Origin of the sequence: Microbacterium sp. LRZ72 (assembly GCF_033792225.1) — a bacterium.
Classification (GTDB): Bacteria; Actinomycetota; Actinomycetes; order Actinomycetales; family Microbacteriaceae; genus Microbacterium.
The window spans coordinates 405,239-421,617 of record NZ_JANGEX010000001.1; the positions used below are offsets into that span (position 1 = coordinate 405,239).

Genomic DNA, 16,379 nt, shown 5'->3' on the forward strand with positions numbered 1-16,379 from the left:
GCGATGTCCCGGGCCTCAGTCACAATGGTCGCGAGTCTACCGGCGGCGGCCCCGGGCCGCCACGCCCCGCGCGGGTGATTCGCCCGCAACGGCGCTGTCAGCGCACGGCAAGCATCACGTCGACGACCGCATCGAGCACGGCATCCACCTGCTCCTCGCGGTATCCGCCGCGTTGCATGCGGAAGGCGACGCCCCGCACCTGCTCGACCGAAACGGATACACCGCGCTCGAAGTAGCCGATCAGCTTGTCGGTCACGATGTCGACCTCGTCCACCCGGTAGCCGAACCGCAGCCACCCCACGCGTGCGAACCGATGTCCGCGGGCGCGCGAGAGCCGCTCGAGAATCACCTGCGCGTCGTCTCGCGCCCGCTCCACCCAGGCCTGCGCGCCATGTGCCTCGAGCGCCTCCCGCCGCTCCCGGGCCGCGAACGCATCCTCGATGCGGACGAGTGCGGCGTCGACCGCGCGCACCTCGTACCCCGATTTGACCAGCGGGAACGAGACCGACCGGATCGCCGCGGCGGTCACACCCGCTTCGTCGTCCTCCCCCTCGAAACTGCGTCGCGCGTTCTCGAGGAATGCATCCACCGCACCCCGGTGATAACCGCGGCGCCGTCCGCGCACGAGCGGGAAGGCAGGTTCGGATGCGGTCTCGGTGGTCGTCTCGCTCATGCCACCGCCAGAGGGGAGAACAACAGGAACAGCGCCAGCGCAGCGGGGGCGGACGGCAGGATCGAGTCGAGGCGATCGAGCACACCCCCGTGGCCGGGCAGCCACGAACTCATGTCTTTGATCCCGAGGTCGCGCTTGAGCATCGATTCGCCCAGGTCGCCCGCGGTGGCGGTGAGAAGGATGACCGCCCCGAGCGGGAGGCCGACCCACCAGGGCATGCCGAGCATCAGCCAGGCGAGGAGCACTCCAGCCGACAGAGCTGCGAGAGTGGCCCCGGCGAAGCCCTCCCACGTCTTCTTCGGGCTGATTCGGGGGGCCATCGGCGTGCGGCCGAACGCCACGCCGGCCGCGTAGGCGCCGGTATCGGAGGCGACGGCGACGATGAGGAACGCCAACACCCACCACTCGCCCCCGTCTTCGCGGAGGAGCACCATCGCCAGGCTGGCGAGGAACGGCACGTACAGCTGCACGAACCCGCCGGCGAGGGCGTCGGTGACGATGTCGTCCACGGTGCGCTCGTGTGCCGACATCATCTGCGCCAGCAACCGCCAGACCACCACGATCGCGACGTCGACGAAGACGAGCACCCACAGCATCCACACGTCGAGCAGGAAGCCTCCCGCCACGAGTGCCGCCGCCAGGGTGACCTGCGGGACGAGGTCGAACCTGCGCCCGGCGGCGTCGAGAGCCCGTCCCATCTCGAACACGCCCAGCGCGGCGACGGCGACCGCGAGGATGGCGAACGCCCACTTGACGAAGAGCAACGACGCGAGCACGACGACGCCGATCGCCAAGCCGATCAGGATCGCGACGATCAGATCACGCCCCATGCGCTGCTTGATGCGCTCGTTCGCCTCGCCGAACTGGTCCCGCGCGTGCGCGACGTGGGATTCGAACTCTTCGCGCGCCGCCCGCACGTGGGCTTGAAAAGCCGCAGAGGCCTCCTGCGCGTCGTCGTCGCGCCCCGCCGCACGCGGCGGAGGGACGGGCGGGCGCGAGCCTTCGTCGGCGGGATCGGTCATCGGCGGGTCACTCAGACCTCGAGCAGCTCGGCTTCTTTGCGCTTGAGCGCCTCGTCGATCAGGTCGACATGCGCCTTCGTGATCGAATCGAGCTCCTTCTCGGCGCGCGCGACCTCGTCCTCGCCGACATCACTCTTCAGCGCGTCGAGATCGTCCTTGGCCTTGCGCCGGATGCCGCGCACGTGCACCTTCGCGTCCTCGCCCTTGGTGCGCACGAGCTTGACGTACTCCTTGCGCCGTTCCTCGGTGAGCTCCGGCATGGAGACGCGCACGATCGTGCCGTCGTTGGTGGGGTTGGCGCCGAGGTTCGGCGTGTCCCGGATCGCCTGCTCGATCGCCTTCAGTGCCGACTTGTCGTACGGCGTGATCACGATCGTGCGCGCTTCGGTGTTGTTCAGCGACGCCAGCTGCGCGAGCGGCGTCGGCGAGCCGTAGTAGTCGACCGGGATCTTCTGGAACAGCTGGGGATTGGCGCGACCGGTGCGAACGGTCGCGAAGTCGTCTTTGGCGCCGTCGACGGCGCGGTCCATGCGAGTGGCGGTATCCGCCAGGACGTCCGAGATCACGGGTGTCTCCTTGTGGGTAGAGCGTGGGACCAGTCTACGGGCGCGGGTGCGCTGAGCGAGGATCGCACGCCGCGGTCAGGCCGTCACCAGGGTGCCGATCGGCTCGCCGCGCAGGGCGCGCGTCACGTTGCCCGCCGGCTCCATGCCGAACACGCGCATGTCCATGCTGTTGTCCATGCACAGGCTGAACGCCGTGGAGTCGACGACCTTCAAACCGCGCAGCAAGGCCTCGTTGTAGGTCAGGCGATCGATACGGGTCGCGGTCGGATCGGTCTTGGGATCGGCGGTGTACACGCCGTCGACGCCGTTCTTGGCGACCAGCACCTCGATCGCCTTGGTCTCGAGGGCGCGCTGGGCGGCGACCGTGTCAGTGGAGAAGTAGGGCAGTCCCGCGCCGGCGCCGAAGATCACCACGCGGCCCTTCTCCATGTGCCGCTCCGCACGCCGGGGAATGTAGGGCTCAGCGACCTGAGTCATCGCGATCGCAGATTGCACGCGGGTGGCGGCACCGGCCTGTTCGAGGAAGTCCTGGAGCGCGAGCGCGTTCATGACCGTGCCCAGCATCCCCATGTAGTCGGCTCGGCCACGATCCATCCCCCGCTGGCTCAGCTCCGCGCCGCGGAAGAAGTTGCCTCCACCGACGACCACGGCGATCTCGACGGTGTCGACCGCGGCGGCGATCTCGCGAGCCATCTGACTCACCACGTCGGGGTTGACGCCCAGCTGCCCCCCGCCGAATGCCTCCCCGGAGAGCTTGAGCAGAACGCGTCGGCGTGCAGTCCCATCAGTCACGTGTCGTTCCTCTCGTCGTGTACAACCTATCGGCGGGCGAGTGGGCAGAAGAAAAGCCCGCACCGTCGGAACGATGCGGGCTCTTCGTCGCGCTAGGCGCCGACCTTGAACCGGACGAAGTCGGTCAGCTCGATGCCGGCGTCCTTCGCCACCTTGGCCACGGACTGCTTGTTGTCCTTCGCGTAGTCCTGGTCGAGCAGGGCGACCTGCTTGAGGTACGCGTTCACACGCCCCTCCACGATCTTCGGCAGCGCGGCGTCGGGCTTTCCCTCGTTGCGCGAGATCTCGGTGACGATCTCCCGCTCCTTCTCGACCGCGTCCTCGGGCACATCGTCCCGGCTCAGGTACGAGGGGTTCGCGAACGAGATGTGCTGCGCGATGCTCCGCGCCGTCTCGGCGTCGTCACCCGTGTAGGCGACCACGACACCGATCTGGGGCGGCAGGTCCTTGCTCGTGCGGTGCAGGTACACCTCGTGCGCATCACCCGTGAGGGTGCGGGCACGACGCAGCTCGACCTTCTCGCCGATGATCGCCGCCTCGCCCGAGATGAGCTCTTCGACGGTGCCGTTGCCGGCAGGGGCGGCCAGGGCCGCCTCGACCGAGTCCGCTTCGGCCGCTGCCGCGGCGTCCACGACCTTATCGGCGAGAGCGATGAAACGGTCGTTCTTCGCCACGAAGTCCGTCTCGCAGGCCAGCTCGATGATCGTCACCTTGCCGTTCTGCTCCCGCGCGGTGACGAGGCCTTCGCTCGTCGACCGATCGGCGCGCTTGGCATTGCCCTTCGCGCCCTTCAGGCGCAGGACCTCGACGGCCTTCTCGACGTCGCCGTCGGCCTCTTCGAGCGCCTTCTTGGTGTCGACCATGCCGGTACCGAGCTGCTCGCGCAGCGCCTTGATGTCGGCGATCGTGAAGTTTGCCATGGGTCGCGGCTCTCCTTCTGGTAGGTCAGGTTGTCTGTGGCGATGCCGGCGGAACCCGCCGGCGAACTACTTGGTCTCGGTCTCGTCCGAGTCGGTGGGGGCGTCGGCTGCAGGCTCCTCGGCAGCCGGCTCCTCGGCGGCCGGCTCCTCGGCGGCCGGCTCCTCGGCAGCGACCGCGGCGTCGTGCGCGGCGGCACCGGCCTTGTCGGCTTCCGATTCCGTGGCGGCCTGGCCCTCTTCGGCCTGCTCGTCGGCGACGAGCTGGTCGGCGACCGTCTCGGCCTCGGCGACATCCGGGATGCGCTTGGCCTCGGACTCGCCCACCTGGCCGGGCCCGGCCTCTTCGAGCAGTTCGCGCTCCCAGTCGGCGAGCGGCTCGGCCGCCTCTGCCTCTTCGGAGGGCTGGTGCCGCTGGATCAGGCCCTCGGCCGCAGCGTCGGCGACGATACGCGTGAGCAGGCTCACCGAGCGGATCGCGTCGTCGTTGCCGGGGATCGGGTACTGGAACTCGTCCGGGTCGGCGTTCGTGTCGAGGATCCCGATCACCGGGATGCCGAGCTTCTTCGCCTCGTCGACGGCCAGGTGCTCGCGCTTGGCGTCGACGACCCAGATCGCCGAGGGCGTCTTGGTGAGGTTGCGGATACCACCGAGCGACTTGTGCAGCTTGTCGAGCTCGCGCTTCTTGAGCAGCAGCTCCTTCTTGGTGAAGCCGCTGTCGGCCGGGTTCTCGTAGTCGAGCTCTTCGAGCTCCTTCATGCGGGTGAGCCGCCGGCTGACCGTCTGGAAGTTGGTGAGCAGACCGCCGAGCCAGCGCTGGTTGACGTAGGGCTGGTTCACACGCGTCGCCTGCTCGGCGATGACCTGCTGGGCCTGCTTCTTGGTTCCGACGAAGAGCACCGTGCCGCCGTGGGCGACGGTCTCCTTGACGAACTCGTAGGCCTTGTCGATGTACGACAGGGACTGCTGCAGATCGATGATGTGGATGCCGCTGCGCTCGGTGAGGATGAAACGCTTGACTTTCGGATTCCACCGACGCGTCTGGTGTCCGAAGTGAACGCCCGAATCGAGCAGCTGGCGAATGGTGACGACGGCCATGGGCCCCATCTCCTGTTCTGGCGCGCGACGCGCCGGTTTGCGGTTGTTTCCATCCGGACGAACGACCGGATGTGCCTGGTGCCCGACGCCGTTCCCACCCGCACATGACGGGACCGAAGGGAGGGGCGCCGCGGACGATCGATGTCGTTCCGCTCTGGGCACGCGAAGTCACCCCGAATTCGGGATGCCCGCCCAGTGTATCAGCGCGAAGCGACCACGCACACGCTCCTGTCCTCCCCCAGCCGCCGCCCACGCCGGACGTCCCCACCACCGCCTTGTGCAGCAGGCCGTGCTGACCGCCGGCGGCAGACTCGGGCGATGAGACAGCGCCGAGTGGTCGCCGCCGCCTCGGTCGCCGTCGCACTCGCTCTGGGCGCGACCCCGCCCGGTGCCGCGGCCGCCATCACGACCTCCCCACGGTCCGGCAGTCACGGCATCTCGTCGGGCGTCGCCGCAGACGAGGGCCGATGGGGGTGGCCCGTCGAACCTCCCTACCGGCTCGCCCGCCCGTTCCAGGCGCCACCCCACGCCTACGGCGCAGGGCATCGAGGGGTGGACGTCGCCTCGCGCGGTGGAGATACGGTGCGGGCACCGGCCGACGGGGTCGTCGCGTTCGCGGGGACGGTGGTGGATCGAGGCGTCGTGACGATCGACCACGGCGCCGGCCTCGTCTCGAGTATGGAACCCGTCTCGCCGCTCGCCGCCGCGGGTGACCGCGTCGCGCGCGGCGATGTCGTGGCGACACTCAGCACGGGTGGGCACACCGAGCACGGGCTGCTGCATCTCGGGGCGCGCCTGGACGGCGAGTACGTGGATCCCCTCGCGCTGCTCGGCGGGATCCCGCGTGCCGTGCTGCTTCCCCTCGAGTGAGGGCTCAGCCCACGTCGTTGTCCTGCCCCTCCTGGATCACCGGACCGGTGCCATCTGCGTCGATCTCGTTGTCGTTGCCACGGACGATTCCTCCCTCGAGGCGCCCGGACAGGTCGATCTCGTTGTTGTCGCCCGCCAGCTCCAGCGCCGCCGCGCCGCTTCGCGCATCGACCTCGTTGTCGTTGCCGGCGAGCGTGATCGCGCGCACCGATCCGACCTCGATCTCGTTGTCCTGCCCCGCGATCTGCAGCACGTCCACGTCGGCGTCTTCGGCATCGACGTGGTTGCGGTCTCCGGACACTTCGAGCACGGCGCATGTCCCGGTGACGCGCACGCGGTGGCCCTCGCCCGTGATCACGGCTCCGGATGCATCGCACACGACGGTGTCGGTGGGTTCGGCGGGCTCGGCGCGCTGTGTCGACGCATCGTCCGGGCTCGGCGCGGGCGAGCCCGGTTCGGGCGTGACGACCACGTCGGGATCATCATCGGGAATGGCGATGCTGAGGCACCCGGTGAGCAGCAGGGCCGTGGCCACGAGGGTCGAGAGGGCGGCGGCGCCTCGGGCGCGCGCGGTGGGCAGGCGCATGCTGCGATCGTACGCGCTGCTCAGGCGCGCGGGTGGGCGAGGCGGTATGCAGCGTTGAGTCGCTCCGTCGACACGTGGGTGTAGATCTGGGTCGTGCCGAGGCTCGCGTGGCCGAGGATCTCCTGCACACTGCGCAGATCGGCGCCGCCGTCGAGCAGATGGGTCGCCGCCGAATGGCGCAGCGCGTGCGGCCCGACGTGCTCGACGCCCAGCACAGGGCCGAGGTGTCGCGAGACGATCGCGTACACCGCGCGCGGCGTCAGGCGCGCGCCGCGGGCGCCGAGCAGCACGGCCGCGGGCGAGGACGGTGCGCGCGCCGCGAGCGCGGGCCGGGCCCGCACCAGGTAGGCGTCGAGGGCGAGCGCCGTCGGCCCGCCGTAGGGCACGACCCGCTCCTTGCCGCCCTTGCCGAGCACGCGGGCGGTGCGCCGACCGCGGTCGAGGTCGCCGAGGTCGAGCCCGCACAGCTCGGCGACGCGCATCCCGGTGCCGTAGAGGATCTCGAGCACCGCCCACTCTCGAGTGATCGCCGGATCGGCTCCATCCGCGACGGCTGCCGCCATATCGTCCAGCATCCGCGCGACACCCGCGGCCGCAGCGACCTGCGGCAGCGACCTCGACCGCTTCGGCGACGTCATCCGCAGGCTCGGGTCGGGATCGACGAGTCCGTTCTCGTGCGCCCACGCGAAGAAGGCGCGCGCGGAGGCGGCCCGGCGCGCGAGCGTCGCGCGGGCGAGGCCCCGCTCCGTCCCCCGCCACAGCCACTCCCGCAGCACCTCGAGGTCGACGTCCGCGATGTCGTGCACGCCCAGCTCATCGGCGACCGACGCCAGATCGCGCAGGTCGGTCGCATAGCCTCGGCATGTCGAAGGCGCGAGTCGCCGCACGTCGGCGACGAACGCGACGAACCGGTCGATCGCTCGCTGCCATTCCACGGATCCAGCATGCGTTCACCGCGCCCTCGCGCCGGCGGCGGCGCGCCGCCAGCCGCGGATGTCTCGGGCCGCGAGTCCCTCCAGCTCGAGCAGACCCAGCACGGCCGCGGCGTCCGTCTCCGACATGCCCGCGCGCCGCGCGATCTCGCTGACGTCCCGCACCTGCCGCACGGACAGGGCGTCGAGTGCGCGCGTACGGTCGTCGGTGCCGCCGTCAGCCCCCGAGCCGCCCCACCGCGTGCGCGCGCCGATCAGCTCGAGCGCATCGTCGATGCCGGTGACACAGGTCGCGTCGTAGTCGCGCAGCAGCCGATGGCAGCCCGCGGAGGCGGCGCTGGTCACGGGACCGGGCACGGCGCCGAGCGGCCGCCCGAGCGACGCGGCATGCCCGGCCGTGTTGAGCGACCCGCTGCGCCACCCGGCTTCGACCACGATGACGGCATCCGAGAGGGCGGCGATCACCCGGTTGCGCGCGAGGAACCTCCATTTGGTGGGCGCGGTGCCGGGGGCGACCTCGGCGACGACGGCGCCCGCCGAAGCGACGCGGCGGAGCAGCTCGCGGTGGCCCGAGGGGTAGGCCTTCTCCGCTCCGCCCGCCAGCACGGCCACGGTGCCCCCTCCCGCCAGGAGGGCCGCCCGGTGCGCGGCCCCGTCGATGCCGAACGCCGCGCCGGAAACGACGGTGACGCCATGGGCGGCCAGCTGCGAGGCCAGTTCGAGCGCGACGTTCTCGCCGTAGCCCGTGGCTGCGCGAGCGCCGACGAGCGCGATCGCCGCGGCGCTCGATGCCCAAGCGGCATCCCCCTTCACCCACAGGGCGTGGGGCGCGTGTTCCGCCAGGTCTGCCAGCCGTGCCGGCCAGCCCGTGTCGTCCGGCGTGACGAGCGTGAGCCCGGCGGCCCTGCCGGTGTGGAACACCGCGCGCACGGCGTCGGCGCTCAGCCGCGGTCGCCAGCGTGCGAGCCCCTGCGCGATATCGGCGGGCAGCAGCGCCGAGGCGTCACCGTCCGGCAGCGTCGGGGCGGTGGCCGCCGAAGCGACGAGGGAGAGCGCGTTGTCGGCCCCGAGCTCAGCGATGAGGCGACCGGCGACGCCGTCGCCTGGTTCCGCGAGCATCGTCCAGACGGCCCGGGCCCAGGCATCCCGCACGTGATCGTCATCGCCGGTGCACATCCACCCGAGCGCATCCCGTCGGGCCCGCGCGTCCCAGCGGCTCAGATCGGCGCGTGTCATGACACTCATGCGGGGATTCCCTTCTTCAAGAACAGCGCGCGGCCGATGTGCGTGAGCTGGGGTGAGTCGCTCCCGGCGAGGTCGCTGAGCGTCCATGCCACACGCAGCACGCGGTCATATCCGCGCAGGGTGAGCGCTCCGCGCTGCAGGGCCGCGTCGAGCGGCCGTCTGGCCGCGGGAGGGATCGCGGACGGCCCCTGTCTCAGCCAGGTGCCGTCGACCTCGGCGTTGCGCGACCACGGGGTGTGGCGAAGCCGCTGCGCCGCCCGCGCGCGTGCGGAGAGCACACGGGCGCGGGCATCGGCGGTCGAGACCGTCTCGGAGGCCCCACTGCGGTGCGCCACGCTGACACGGTTCATCCGCAGTTCGATGTCGATGCGATCCAGCAGCGGCCCGGAGAGCTTCGCGGCATAGCGGCGCACCGCCTGCGGAGGGCAGGTGCACGTCCCTCCCGCCACGCCGTACTCGCCGCACGGGCAGGGGTTCGTCGCGAGAACCAGCTGGAACCGCGCCGGATAGGTGGCGACCGCCCCCGCGCGGTGGATCGTGATCCGTCCGCGCTCGAGGGGCTGGCGGAGCGCGTCCAGCACGTGGCCGGGGAATTCGCCGGCCTCGTCGAGGAAGAGGACGCCGCCCGTGGCCCGGGCGATGGCTCCAGGCCGTACGACGCGACTGCCCCCGCCGACCAGGGCCGCGCCCGACGCGGAGTGGTGCGGCGCCTCGAACGGCGGAATGCGCTCGAGTGCGCGCACGGCATGCCCGGACATCGAGCGCACAGCGGCGATCTCGAGAGCCGCGTCCTCGTCCAGATCGGGCAGGATCGCCGGCAGGCGAGCGGCGAGCATGGTCTTTCCTGCACCCGGGGGCCCACTCAGCAGCACGTGGTGGCCGCCGGCAGCCGCCGTGATCAGACCGTCGACGGCGTCGCGCTGGCCGATGACGTCAGCGAGCTCGCGCGGCAGCTCGGGCGCGGGCATCTCCTCCGGCGCGGGCACCGGCTGCAGATCGAGCACCGGTGCTTCTGCGCCGTGGTGGCGGACGACATCCGCGAGGGAGATGGCGCCGAGGATCTCGATGCCCGCGACCAGACGAGCCTCCTCGAGGTTGGCGTGCGGGACGACCGCACAGGACTTGCCCGCCCGCGCCGCGGCGAGCACGGCGGGCAGAACGCCCGGCACGGGCCGCAGCCGGCCGTCGAGGCCGAGTTCACCGACGTGCACGGTGCGCGCCAGCGATGCCGCAGAGAACCCGCCCGCGGTGGCGAGTGCCGCGACCGCGATGCCGACGTCGAACCCCGACCCGTGCTTGGGCAGGCTCGCCGGCGACAGGTTGACCGTGATCCGCCGCGCCGGCAACGACATGCCGCAGTTGCTGGCGGCGTTGCGCACCCGCAGCTGCGCCTCGCCCAGCGCCTTGTCGGGCAGCCCGATCAGGCGGAAGTCGGGGAGCTGGCTCGAGAGGTCGGCTTCGATCTCGACGAGAGCACCGTCCACTCCCGTCAGGGCCACACCCCATGTGCGCGCGACCGTCACTGCAGGTGCTCCAGGTGCTCCAGCGCGCCCGTGTCGGGGTCGTCGCCCGTGATGGCGACCGCGTGCAGGGCCACCTGCCGGCCCCATGCCCGTTCGGGATTCGCCATCACCCAGGCGATCGCCAGGTAGCGCAGGCGCGTCAGCTTGCGGGGCGTGATCGCCTCGAGCGGATGACCGAACCGGCGAGTGCGTCGGGTCTTGACCTCGACGATGGCGATCTCGTCGCCACGCTCGGCCACGATGTCGATCTCGCCGTGCACGCAGCGCCAGTTGCGTGCCAGCACGCGCCAGCCTGCCTGCTCCAGGTGGCGAGCCGCACGCGCCTCTCCCGCGCGCCCACGCTCATCTTTGTCTGCCACGCCGACTCCCTCCGCGCGGACCGTTGTCGTCGCGCGGCATCCACGGTGTCAGCGTCGAACGATCGGCCCTCGGCGGGGACCGGTCTTCCGTGGAGGTGAGGGACCCGGGGGCCGTGGGGAGGGAAGGTGAGGAGCGGCTACTCGCCGTCGAGTGAGAGCTCTTGGGGCAATTCGAAATCGCGCCGGGAGAGCTCTTCGATGTTCACGTCCTTGAACGTGATCACCCGTACCGACTTGACGAACCGGTCAGCGCGGTAGATGTCCCACACCCACACGTCCGACATCGTCAGCTCGAAATAGAAGTCGTGCTCGGTGTCGCGGCGTACGACGTTGACGTCGTTGGCGAGGTAGAAGCGTCGTTCGGTCTCGATCACGTACTGGAACTGCGACACCACGTCGCGGTACTCGCGGAACAGAGCCAGCTCGAGCTCGCGGTCATAGTCATCGAAGACTTCGTCATCCATTGTGACTCCATCCTAGAGTCGCGCGCGGGCAGACGAGTCGTGGATGCCGGCCCGGGGGCGGCCGCGGCATGGGCAGATGTCAGAACAGGGTCGCGGGACCGATCGCCCACGAGGCGCGATGGTGCGGGCTCAACCCGTGCTCGGCGATCGCAAGCCGGTGCTCCGCACTCGCGTAGCCCTTGTTGCGTGCCCAGCGGTACTCGGGCGCGTCGTCGTGCAGCCCCGTCATCAAGCTGTCTCGTGCGACCTTCGCGATCACGGATGCCGCGGCAGCGCTGGCACAGTCGCGATCGCCCTTGATCACGGGTCGCACGTCGAGCCCCTCACCGCCGGCGGGCGTGATGTAGTCGTGGTTGCCGTCGAGGATGACGACGCCCTCCCCCGGATCGACGCCGTGCGCGCGCAGGTCGGCGAGGGCGCGCAGCGCCGCGAGCCCGAGCGCCCGGATGATGCCCCGCTCGTCGACCTCGGCCGCGCTCGCCCAGCCGATCGCGCTCGCGCACACCCACCGCGCCGAGCGGGCGGCGACGTCCGCACGCCGCGCCTCGGGGATCAGCTTGGAATCGCGTAAGCCCGCGGGGATGTGTCGCCGCACCAGGGCGGCATCCATCACCGTGGCACCGACGGCGACCGGTCCCGCCAGCGCGCCGCGCCCGACCTCGTCGCAGGCGATCACGACCGGATGCTCGCGGAGCAGGCGGCGCTCCAGCGTCAGGCGCGGTTCGATCACCGTCATCCGGCCCCCTGCGCGGCCGGCACGCCGGCGAACGCCTCATGGTGCGCGTCGATCAGCCCCAGTCGGTCGAAGGGGTACGTGATGAGGAACGCGCGCCCGACGACGTTGTCCAACGGCACGAAGCCGCGGCCGGGCTGTTCCTGGTTGTAGCGCGAGTCACGGGACTCGTAGCGGTTGTCACCCAGCACCCAGATGCTGCCGTCCGGCACCTCCACGTCGAAGGCATCGGCGGATGCCGCGGTCTCACCCGTCGGCAGCCGCAGGTAGGCGGACTCATCGACCGGGCTGCCGTTCACCGTGATCTGCCCGATCGCGTTGCAGCAGACCACCTGGTCGCCCGGGAGCCCGATGATGCGCTTGATGAGATGGTCGTCGCTGTCGGGTGCCGCCAGACCCACGAGCGAGAGCAGCCACTCCCCCGCCTCGACCAGGGGTGCTCGCACCGGCTCGGCCTGCGCCGGCAGCCACCCGCCCGGATCCCGGAACACCACCACGTCACCGCGATCGTAGCCGCCGAAGCGCGGGGTGATCTCGTCGACGAGGATGCGATCGTCCACCAGCAGGGTGTTCTCCATCGACCCCGAGGGGATGTAGAACGAGCGGACCACGAACGTCTTGACGAGGAACGAGACCAGCACCGCCACCAGCACGATCACGACCACGTCGCGCAGGAGCACGAGGAGGCCGCGCCGCCGGCTTCGGGGTGGCGTCTCGGCGGCTGGTGTCACTGCGGTATCCACGATCTTCCTCCGCGGCCCGGGATCGTTCGCCGCTCCTGACAAGGTTCGCACATTCGCCCCGTCCCGGCCGCGCTGCGCGCTCAGGCATGGAGGAGCACGAAGGCCCCGGGACCTGTTCGGTGCCGGGGCCTTCGTCTGGAAGGGCGCTAGTTGTCGCGCTTCTCCTTGATCTTGGCCTTCTTGCCGCGCAGTTCACGCATGTAGTACAGCTTCGCGCGACGCACGTCGCCACGGCTGACGACCTCGATGCGTTCGATCACCGGGCTGTGCACGGGGAAGGTCCGCTCGACGCCGACCTGGAAGCTGATCTTGCGGACGGTGAACGTCTCGCGCACGCCGTCACCCGAACGCCCGAGCACGAAGCCCTGGAAGACCTGGATTCGGGAGCGGGTGCCCTCCGTGATGTTGACGTGCACCTTCACGGTGTCGCCGGGCCCGAAGGCGGGAATGTCGTCGCGAAGCGAGGCCGCATCGACTGCATCGAGGATCTGCATGATCTGCTCTTCCTGCGGCCGCCGCAGGTCGGCCGCGCATGTATTGGGATGACGTGAATGATGTGCGTCGCGGACCGGAGAAGGTTCCGCGGGCTCCCCTGAGGCAGAGCCGGTATCGGCACAAGGGTCCATCTTGCCACGGAAGCCGTGGGCTACCAAACCGCCGGTTCAGTCGCGCTCGCGCCGATCCTGTTCACCCTCGGTGACGATGAAGACGTCGGACGCCGCGCGCGCGTCGGGATCTTCGCGCCGTCCCGAATCCGCGCCCGGCCCGCTCGTGGCGGCGTAGCGGAGCATGATTCGTTCCCCACTCGTGCGGGCGTCGCGCAGAATCTGCCAGATGCTCACCCAGAACAGCGCAAGGCCCGCCGCGATCGCCGCGACGAGAGCCGGCACGAACCAGGCCGGCGCATAGAACCCGACGGCGATGGTGAGGCCGTGCCAGAGTGTGATGCCCGCGGCATCCCACCACGACACGGCGCGCTCGGAGCGCACAGCCGGTCGCATTCGGATCAGCAGCGTCAGGACGAGCTGGCCGACCAGCACCGACGGGACGGCGATGAAGAGCACCCAGAGGAACACCCAGGCGCTCGGCTGGAACACCGCCCAGCCCACGACGAGCCAGAGCGGCAGCACGAATGCCGACGGCACCAGCCACACGAAGAACGCCTTGCGTACCCACATGTCGTCGATGCTACGCCGCACAGCGGACGCATCAGAGAGAATGGGTCGGGTTGAAAGGAACTCCATGATCGAACTGCGCACCCCCACCGAGATCGAGCAGATGCGCCCGGCAGGCAGGTTCGTCGCCGAAACGCTCGCGACCCTGCGCGACGAGACCGCCGTGGGCACGAACCTGCTCGAGATCGACGCGCGCGCACATGAGCTGATCCGCCGCGCCGGTGCGGAGTCCTGCTACATCGACTACCACCCCTCGTTCGGCGCCAGCCCGTTCGGCAAGGTCATCTGCACGTCGGTCAACGACGCTGTGCTGCACGGGCTCCCGCACGACTACGTGCTGCGCGATGGCGACCTCGTCACACTCGACTTCGCGGTCGCGATCGACGGCTGGGTCGCCGATTCGGCAATCTCGTTCATCGTCGGCACTCCCCGCGACGAGGACCTTCGCCTGATCGACACGACCGAGCGCGCGCTGGATGCCGCCATCCGCGCCGCGCAGGCGGGCAGTCGCACCGGCGACATCTCGGCGGCGATCGCCGCGGTGGCGCACGGCGAGGGCTACGCGATCAACACCGACTTCGGCGGGCACGGCGTCGGCCGAGAAATGCACGGCGACCCGCACATCGCGAACGACGGCCGCCCTGGCCGCGGATTCCCGCTGCGAGCGGGACTCGTCGTGGCGCTGGAACCCTGGTTCCTTGCGACGACCGACAAGATCGTCACCGACCCCGACGGGTGGACGCTGCGCAGCCGCGACGGCTCACGCGGCTCGCATTCCGAGCACACGATCGCGATCACCGAAGACGGCCCGATCGTGCTGACCGACCGCTCCTGGCTGGGCGTGGACTGATCACGGTCGGGCGGCCGGCCGTTGAGCGAGCCGGAGGCTCTTCGGTCGTTGAGCGAGCCGGAGGCTCTTCGGTCGTTGAGCGAGCCGGGGGCGAGTCGAAACGCCCGATACGAGCGGCGGCGAAAATGACCTCATCCTGAGGTTGAAGGTTGTGCGCTTTCCGGCCCCCGAATGTCGGTAGCCCCGTGTTCAATCGAACGTATGAACGATACTCGCACGGCACTTGAGGGTATCTCGGATGCTGCGCGCGACGTCGCCGGGGCGGTGCTCCGCGATGGTGCGATCGGCGAGCTCGACGACGACGCACTGCTGGAGCTCGCGGCGACCGCGGCCGGTTTGGTCCGCAGCGCCGAGGCGCTTCTGATCGAGGCGGCCGGTGAGGTCCGGACTCGCTCCGATTCGCCCATGCGGTCCGAGCGGCTGAGCACCCGCATGGGATGCGGTTCGGTGCCGGAGCTGCTTGAACGCGCAACCCGTGTCTGCCGTCACCGCGCGAACGATCTTCTCCGCGCTGCGACGAGCACTCGGTGCAGCGTGTCGCCGGTGACTGGGCAGAAGCTGCCGGCCGACTTTCCGGGTATGCGTGCCGCACTCGCCGATGGTGCGGTCGGCCTCGATGCGATCCTCGCGGTCGCCGGCGTCCTGGCGAGCGCACTGCCCCGCGCCGGGCGGGACGCGATCACCGCCGCCGACAAGGAGCTGGCGAACGCGGCACGCGGTGCGGGAGCCGACGCCGCACCGCCGGCGACGAGCGAGGACCTGCGGATGATGGCGCAGGTCTGGTCCCTGGTCCTCGACCCCGACGGCGCCGAGCCCCGCGAGGCGGCCATCGCCCGCCGACGCGGAATCACTGTGGGCCGTCCCCGCCACGGGGTGATCCCGATTCGCGGGAATCTGCTGCCCGAGGTCGCCGGGCAATTCCAGCAGCTCTGTGACAGCATCCTCAACCCCCGCAACGACGGCCCGCGTTTCACACCCGATGCCGATGATCACCGCGCAGCGGACGCCGAAGACGAGAGCGCAATCGGCGACGCCCCGTCCCCCGTGCCCACCGAAACCCGCACGGGCCCGCAACGCCGGCACGACGCCCTTGCGACGATCCTCACCGCCGCGGCCGCATCCGGCACCCTGCCCGTCCTCGGCAGCGCCGCACCCACGCTCGTCGTGTCCGTCCGTGAGAGCGACCTGGCAACCGGGCGCGGCTGGGCCCACGTACACGGCACCCCCGAACCCGTTTCCATCGCCGCCGCCCGCCACGCCGCCTGCACCGGCTCCGTCACCCGGGTCGTGAACGACGACACCGGACGGATCATCTCGATCACCAGTCACGAGCGCATCTTCACTCACCACCAACGCCGCGCCATCGCCCTCCGCGACGGCGGCTGCCTCATCCCGGGCTGCCACGTCCCGTCGACGTGGTGCGAAGTGCACCACGTCGACGAACACGCACGCGGTGGACCCACCCACACCGACAATGGTGTCCTGCTCTGCTGGCACCACCACCGCACACTCGACACCAGCGGCTGGGCGATCAGGATGGCCCACGGCATCCCCGAGATCCGCGGCCCCTCCTGGTGGGACCCCCACTCCCGCTGGCGGCCCGCAACGTCCTCGCTCATCCGCATCCGTGACCGCATCACCGCTCACTGAGACAGGGCACGTTATCGCCGTTCCTCAGCGCTGACTCGACAACGGGCTCGAGTTCTTCCTGCCTCACCGCCGGAGAGATGGGAGCGCACTTCGGCGGCCACGCCACAGCATCGGTCCTGTCGGGGACGACCCTGCGCAGTACGGTGAACATGTGCCTGCTGGTCGCAAGTTCCCTCCTGCT

Annotated in this window: 19 protein-coding genes; 3 read left to right on the forward strand and 16 right to left on the reverse strand. The window is 70.4% G+C overall.

Annotated features, from left to right (window positions below; all coding sequences use genetic code 11):
* Window positions 1-97: 97 nt before the first annotated feature.
* From M4I32_RS01945 to rpsB, 6 genes are all read right to left on the reverse strand, one after another.
* Complete coding sequence (locus M4I32_RS01945) at window positions 98-673, reverse strand: DivIVA domain-containing protein (RefSeq protein ID WP_319032794.1); 576 nt, start codon at window positions 671-673, stop codon at window positions 98-100.
* Entirely contained in the window at window positions 670-1,695 is a 1,026-nt protein-coding gene (locus M4I32_RS01950; RefSeq protein WP_319032795.1) for a phosphatidate cytidylyltransferase, read from the reverse strand. Before M4I32_RS01950 ends, M4I32_RS01945 begins: the two co-directional genes overlap by 4 nt.
* A gap of 11 nt (window positions 1,696-1,706) precedes the next feature.
* Complete coding sequence (gene frr, locus M4I32_RS01955; protein WP_319032796.1) at window positions 1,707-2,261, reverse strand: ribosome recycling factor; 555 nt, start codon at window positions 2,259-2,261, stop codon at window positions 1,707-1,709.
* Window positions 2,262-2,336: 75 nt separating this feature from the next.
* Window positions 2,337-3,053: a UMP kinase gene (gene pyrH, locus M4I32_RS01960; RefSeq protein ID WP_319032797.1), complete on the reverse strand. Its 717-nt coding sequence runs from the start codon at window positions 3,051-3,053 to the stop codon at window positions 2,337-2,339.
* 92 nt (window positions 3,054-3,145) lie between these two features.
* Complete coding sequence (tsf, locus tag M4I32_RS01965; protein ID WP_319032798.1) at window positions 3,146-3,973, reverse strand: translation elongation factor Ts; 828 nt, start codon at window positions 3,971-3,973, stop codon at window positions 3,146-3,148.
* Window positions 3,974-4,039: 66 nt separating this feature from the next.
* Window positions 4,040-5,068 (reverse strand): 30S ribosomal protein S2, encoded by a 1,029-nt coding sequence (gene rpsB / locus M4I32_RS01970; RefSeq protein WP_319032799.1) that lies wholly within the window; start codon window positions 5,066-5,068, stop codon window positions 4,040-4,042.
* A gap of 318 nt (window positions 5,069-5,386) precedes the next feature.
* On the opposite strand from rpsB, the gene M4I32_RS01975 reads away from it, so the two are divergent.
* On the forward strand, window positions 5,387-5,938 hold the full coding sequence (locus M4I32_RS01975) for a M23 family metallopeptidase (RefSeq protein WP_319032800.1): 552 nt from the start codon (window positions 5,387-5,389) through the stop codon (window positions 5,936-5,938).
* Window positions 5,939-5,942: 4 nt separating this feature from the next.
* On the opposite strand, the gene M4I32_RS01980 is transcribed toward M4I32_RS01975, so the two are convergent.
* The 10 genes from M4I32_RS01980 to M4I32_RS02025 form a co-directional block, all read right to left on the reverse strand.
* Complete coding sequence (locus M4I32_RS01980; protein WP_319032801.1) at window positions 5,943-6,524, reverse strand: DUF3060 domain-containing protein; 582 nt, start codon at window positions 6,522-6,524, stop codon at window positions 5,943-5,945.
* 20 nt (window positions 6,525-6,544) lie between these two features.
* Window positions 6,545-7,459: a tyrosine-type recombinase/integrase gene (locus M4I32_RS01985; RefSeq protein WP_319032802.1), complete on the reverse strand. Its 915-nt coding sequence runs from the start codon at window positions 7,457-7,459 to the stop codon at window positions 6,545-6,547.
* A gap of 15 nt (window positions 7,460-7,474) precedes the next feature.
* Window positions 7,475-8,701, reverse strand: a complete 1,227-nt coding sequence (dprA, locus tag M4I32_RS01990; protein ID WP_319032803.1) for a DNA-processing protein DprA — start codon at window positions 8,699-8,701, stop codon at window positions 7,475-7,477.
* Window positions 8,698-10,224, reverse strand: coding sequence for a YifB family Mg chelatase-like AAA ATPase (locus M4I32_RS01995; protein WP_319032804.1), 1,527 nt, complete (start codon window positions 10,222-10,224; stop codon window positions 8,698-8,700). The genes dprA and M4I32_RS01995 overlap by 4 nt, the downstream gene beginning before the upstream one ends.
* A complete protein-coding gene (locus tag M4I32_RS02000) occupies window positions 10,221-10,583 on the reverse strand; it encodes a YraN family protein (RefSeq protein WP_319032805.1) in 363 nt (120 codons plus the stop codon). Before M4I32_RS02000 ends, M4I32_RS01995 begins: the two co-directional genes overlap by 4 nt.
* Before the next feature lie 137 nt (window positions 10,584-10,720).
* Window positions 10,721-11,047: a DUF2469 family protein gene (locus M4I32_RS02005; protein ID WP_319032806.1), complete on the reverse strand. Its 327-nt coding sequence runs from the start codon at window positions 11,045-11,047 to the stop codon at window positions 10,721-10,723.
* Window positions 11,048-11,126: 79 nt separating this feature from the next.
* A complete protein-coding gene (locus M4I32_RS02010) occupies window positions 11,127-11,783 on the reverse strand; it encodes a ribonuclease HII (protein WP_319032807.1) in 657 nt (218 codons plus the stop codon).
* The gene (gene lepB, locus M4I32_RS02015; RefSeq protein ID WP_319032808.1) at window positions 11,780-12,523 is read right to left on the reverse strand and encodes a signal peptidase I; all 744 of its coding nucleotides are present in this window, start codon (window positions 12,521-12,523) and stop codon (window positions 11,780-11,782) included. Before lepB ends, M4I32_RS02010 begins: the two co-directional genes overlap by 4 nt.
* A 146-nt stretch (window positions 12,524-12,669) precedes the next feature.
* Entirely contained in the window at window positions 12,670-13,017 is a 348-nt protein-coding gene (gene rplS / locus M4I32_RS02020; RefSeq protein WP_319032809.1) for a 50S ribosomal protein L19, read from the reverse strand.
* A gap of 168 nt (window positions 13,018-13,185) precedes the next feature.
* Entirely contained in the window at window positions 13,186-13,701 is a 516-nt protein-coding gene (locus M4I32_RS02025) for an MFS transporter permease (RefSeq protein WP_319032810.1), read from the reverse strand.
* Window positions 13,702-13,765: 64 nt separating this feature from the next.
* Here M4I32_RS02025 and map point away from each other — a divergent pair, with 64 nt between their 5' ends.
* Window positions 13,766-14,548, forward strand: coding sequence for a type I methionyl aminopeptidase (map, locus tag M4I32_RS02030; protein ID WP_319032811.1), 783 nt, complete (start codon window positions 13,766-13,768; stop codon window positions 14,546-14,548).
* Between the two features lie 201 nt (window positions 14,549-14,749).
* Window positions 14,750-16,198 (forward strand): HNH endonuclease signature motif containing protein, encoded by a 1,449-nt coding sequence (locus tag M4I32_RS02035; protein ID WP_319032812.1) that lies wholly within the window; start codon window positions 14,750-14,752, stop codon window positions 16,196-16,198.
* Window positions 16,199-16,379: the final 181 nt, after the last annotated feature.

Bases quoted from the DNA above. Each gene is read 5' to 3' on its own strand.
- M4I32_RS01945 (WP_319032794.1), bottom strand. From the start codon at position 673: ATGAGCGAGACGACCACCGAGACCGCATCCGAACCTGCCTTCCCGCTC.
- M4I32_RS01950 (WP_319032795.1), bottom strand. From the start codon at position 1,695: ATGACCGATCCCGCCGACGAAGGCTCGCGCCCGCCCGTCCCTCCGCCG.
- tsf (WP_319032798.1), bottom strand. From the start codon at position 3,973: ATGGCAAACTTCACGATCGCCGACATCAAGGCGCTGCGCGAGCAGCTC.
- rpsB (WP_319032799.1), bottom strand. From the start codon at position 5,068: ATGGCCGTCGTCACCATTCGCCAGCTGCTCGATTCGGGCGTTCACTTC.
- M4I32_RS01975 (WP_319032800.1), top strand. From the start codon at position 5,387: ATGAGACAGCGCCGAGTGGTCGCCGCCGCCTCGGTCGCCGTCGCACTC.
- M4I32_RS01980 (WP_319032801.1), bottom strand. From the start codon at position 6,524: ATGCGCCTGCCCACCGCGCGCGCCCGAGGCGCCGCCGCCCTCTCGACC.
- dprA (WP_319032803.1), bottom strand. From the start codon at position 8,701: ATGAGTGTCATGACACGCGCCGATCTGAGCCGCTGGGACGCGCGGGCC.
- M4I32_RS02005 (WP_319032806.1), bottom strand. From the start codon at position 11,047: ATGGATGACGAAGTCTTCGATGACTATGACCGCGAGCTCGAGCTGGCT.
- M4I32_RS02010 (WP_319032807.1), bottom strand. From the start codon at position 11,783: ATGACGGTGATCGAACCGCGCCTGACGCTGGAGCGCCGCCTGCTCCGC.
- rplS (WP_319032809.1), bottom strand. From the start codon at position 13,017: ATGCAGATCCTCGATGCAGTCGATGCGGCCTCGCTTCGCGACGACATT.
- M4I32_RS02025 (WP_319032810.1), bottom strand. From the start codon at position 13,701: ATGTGGGTACGCAAGGCGTTCTTCGTGTGGCTGGTGCCGTCGGCATTC.
- map (WP_319032811.1), top strand. From the start codon at position 13,766: ATGATCGAACTGCGCACCCCCACCGAGATCGAGCAGATGCGCCCGGCA.
- M4I32_RS02035 (WP_319032812.1), top strand. From the start codon at position 14,750: ATGAACGATACTCGCACGGCACTTGAGGGTATCTCGGATGCTGCGCGC.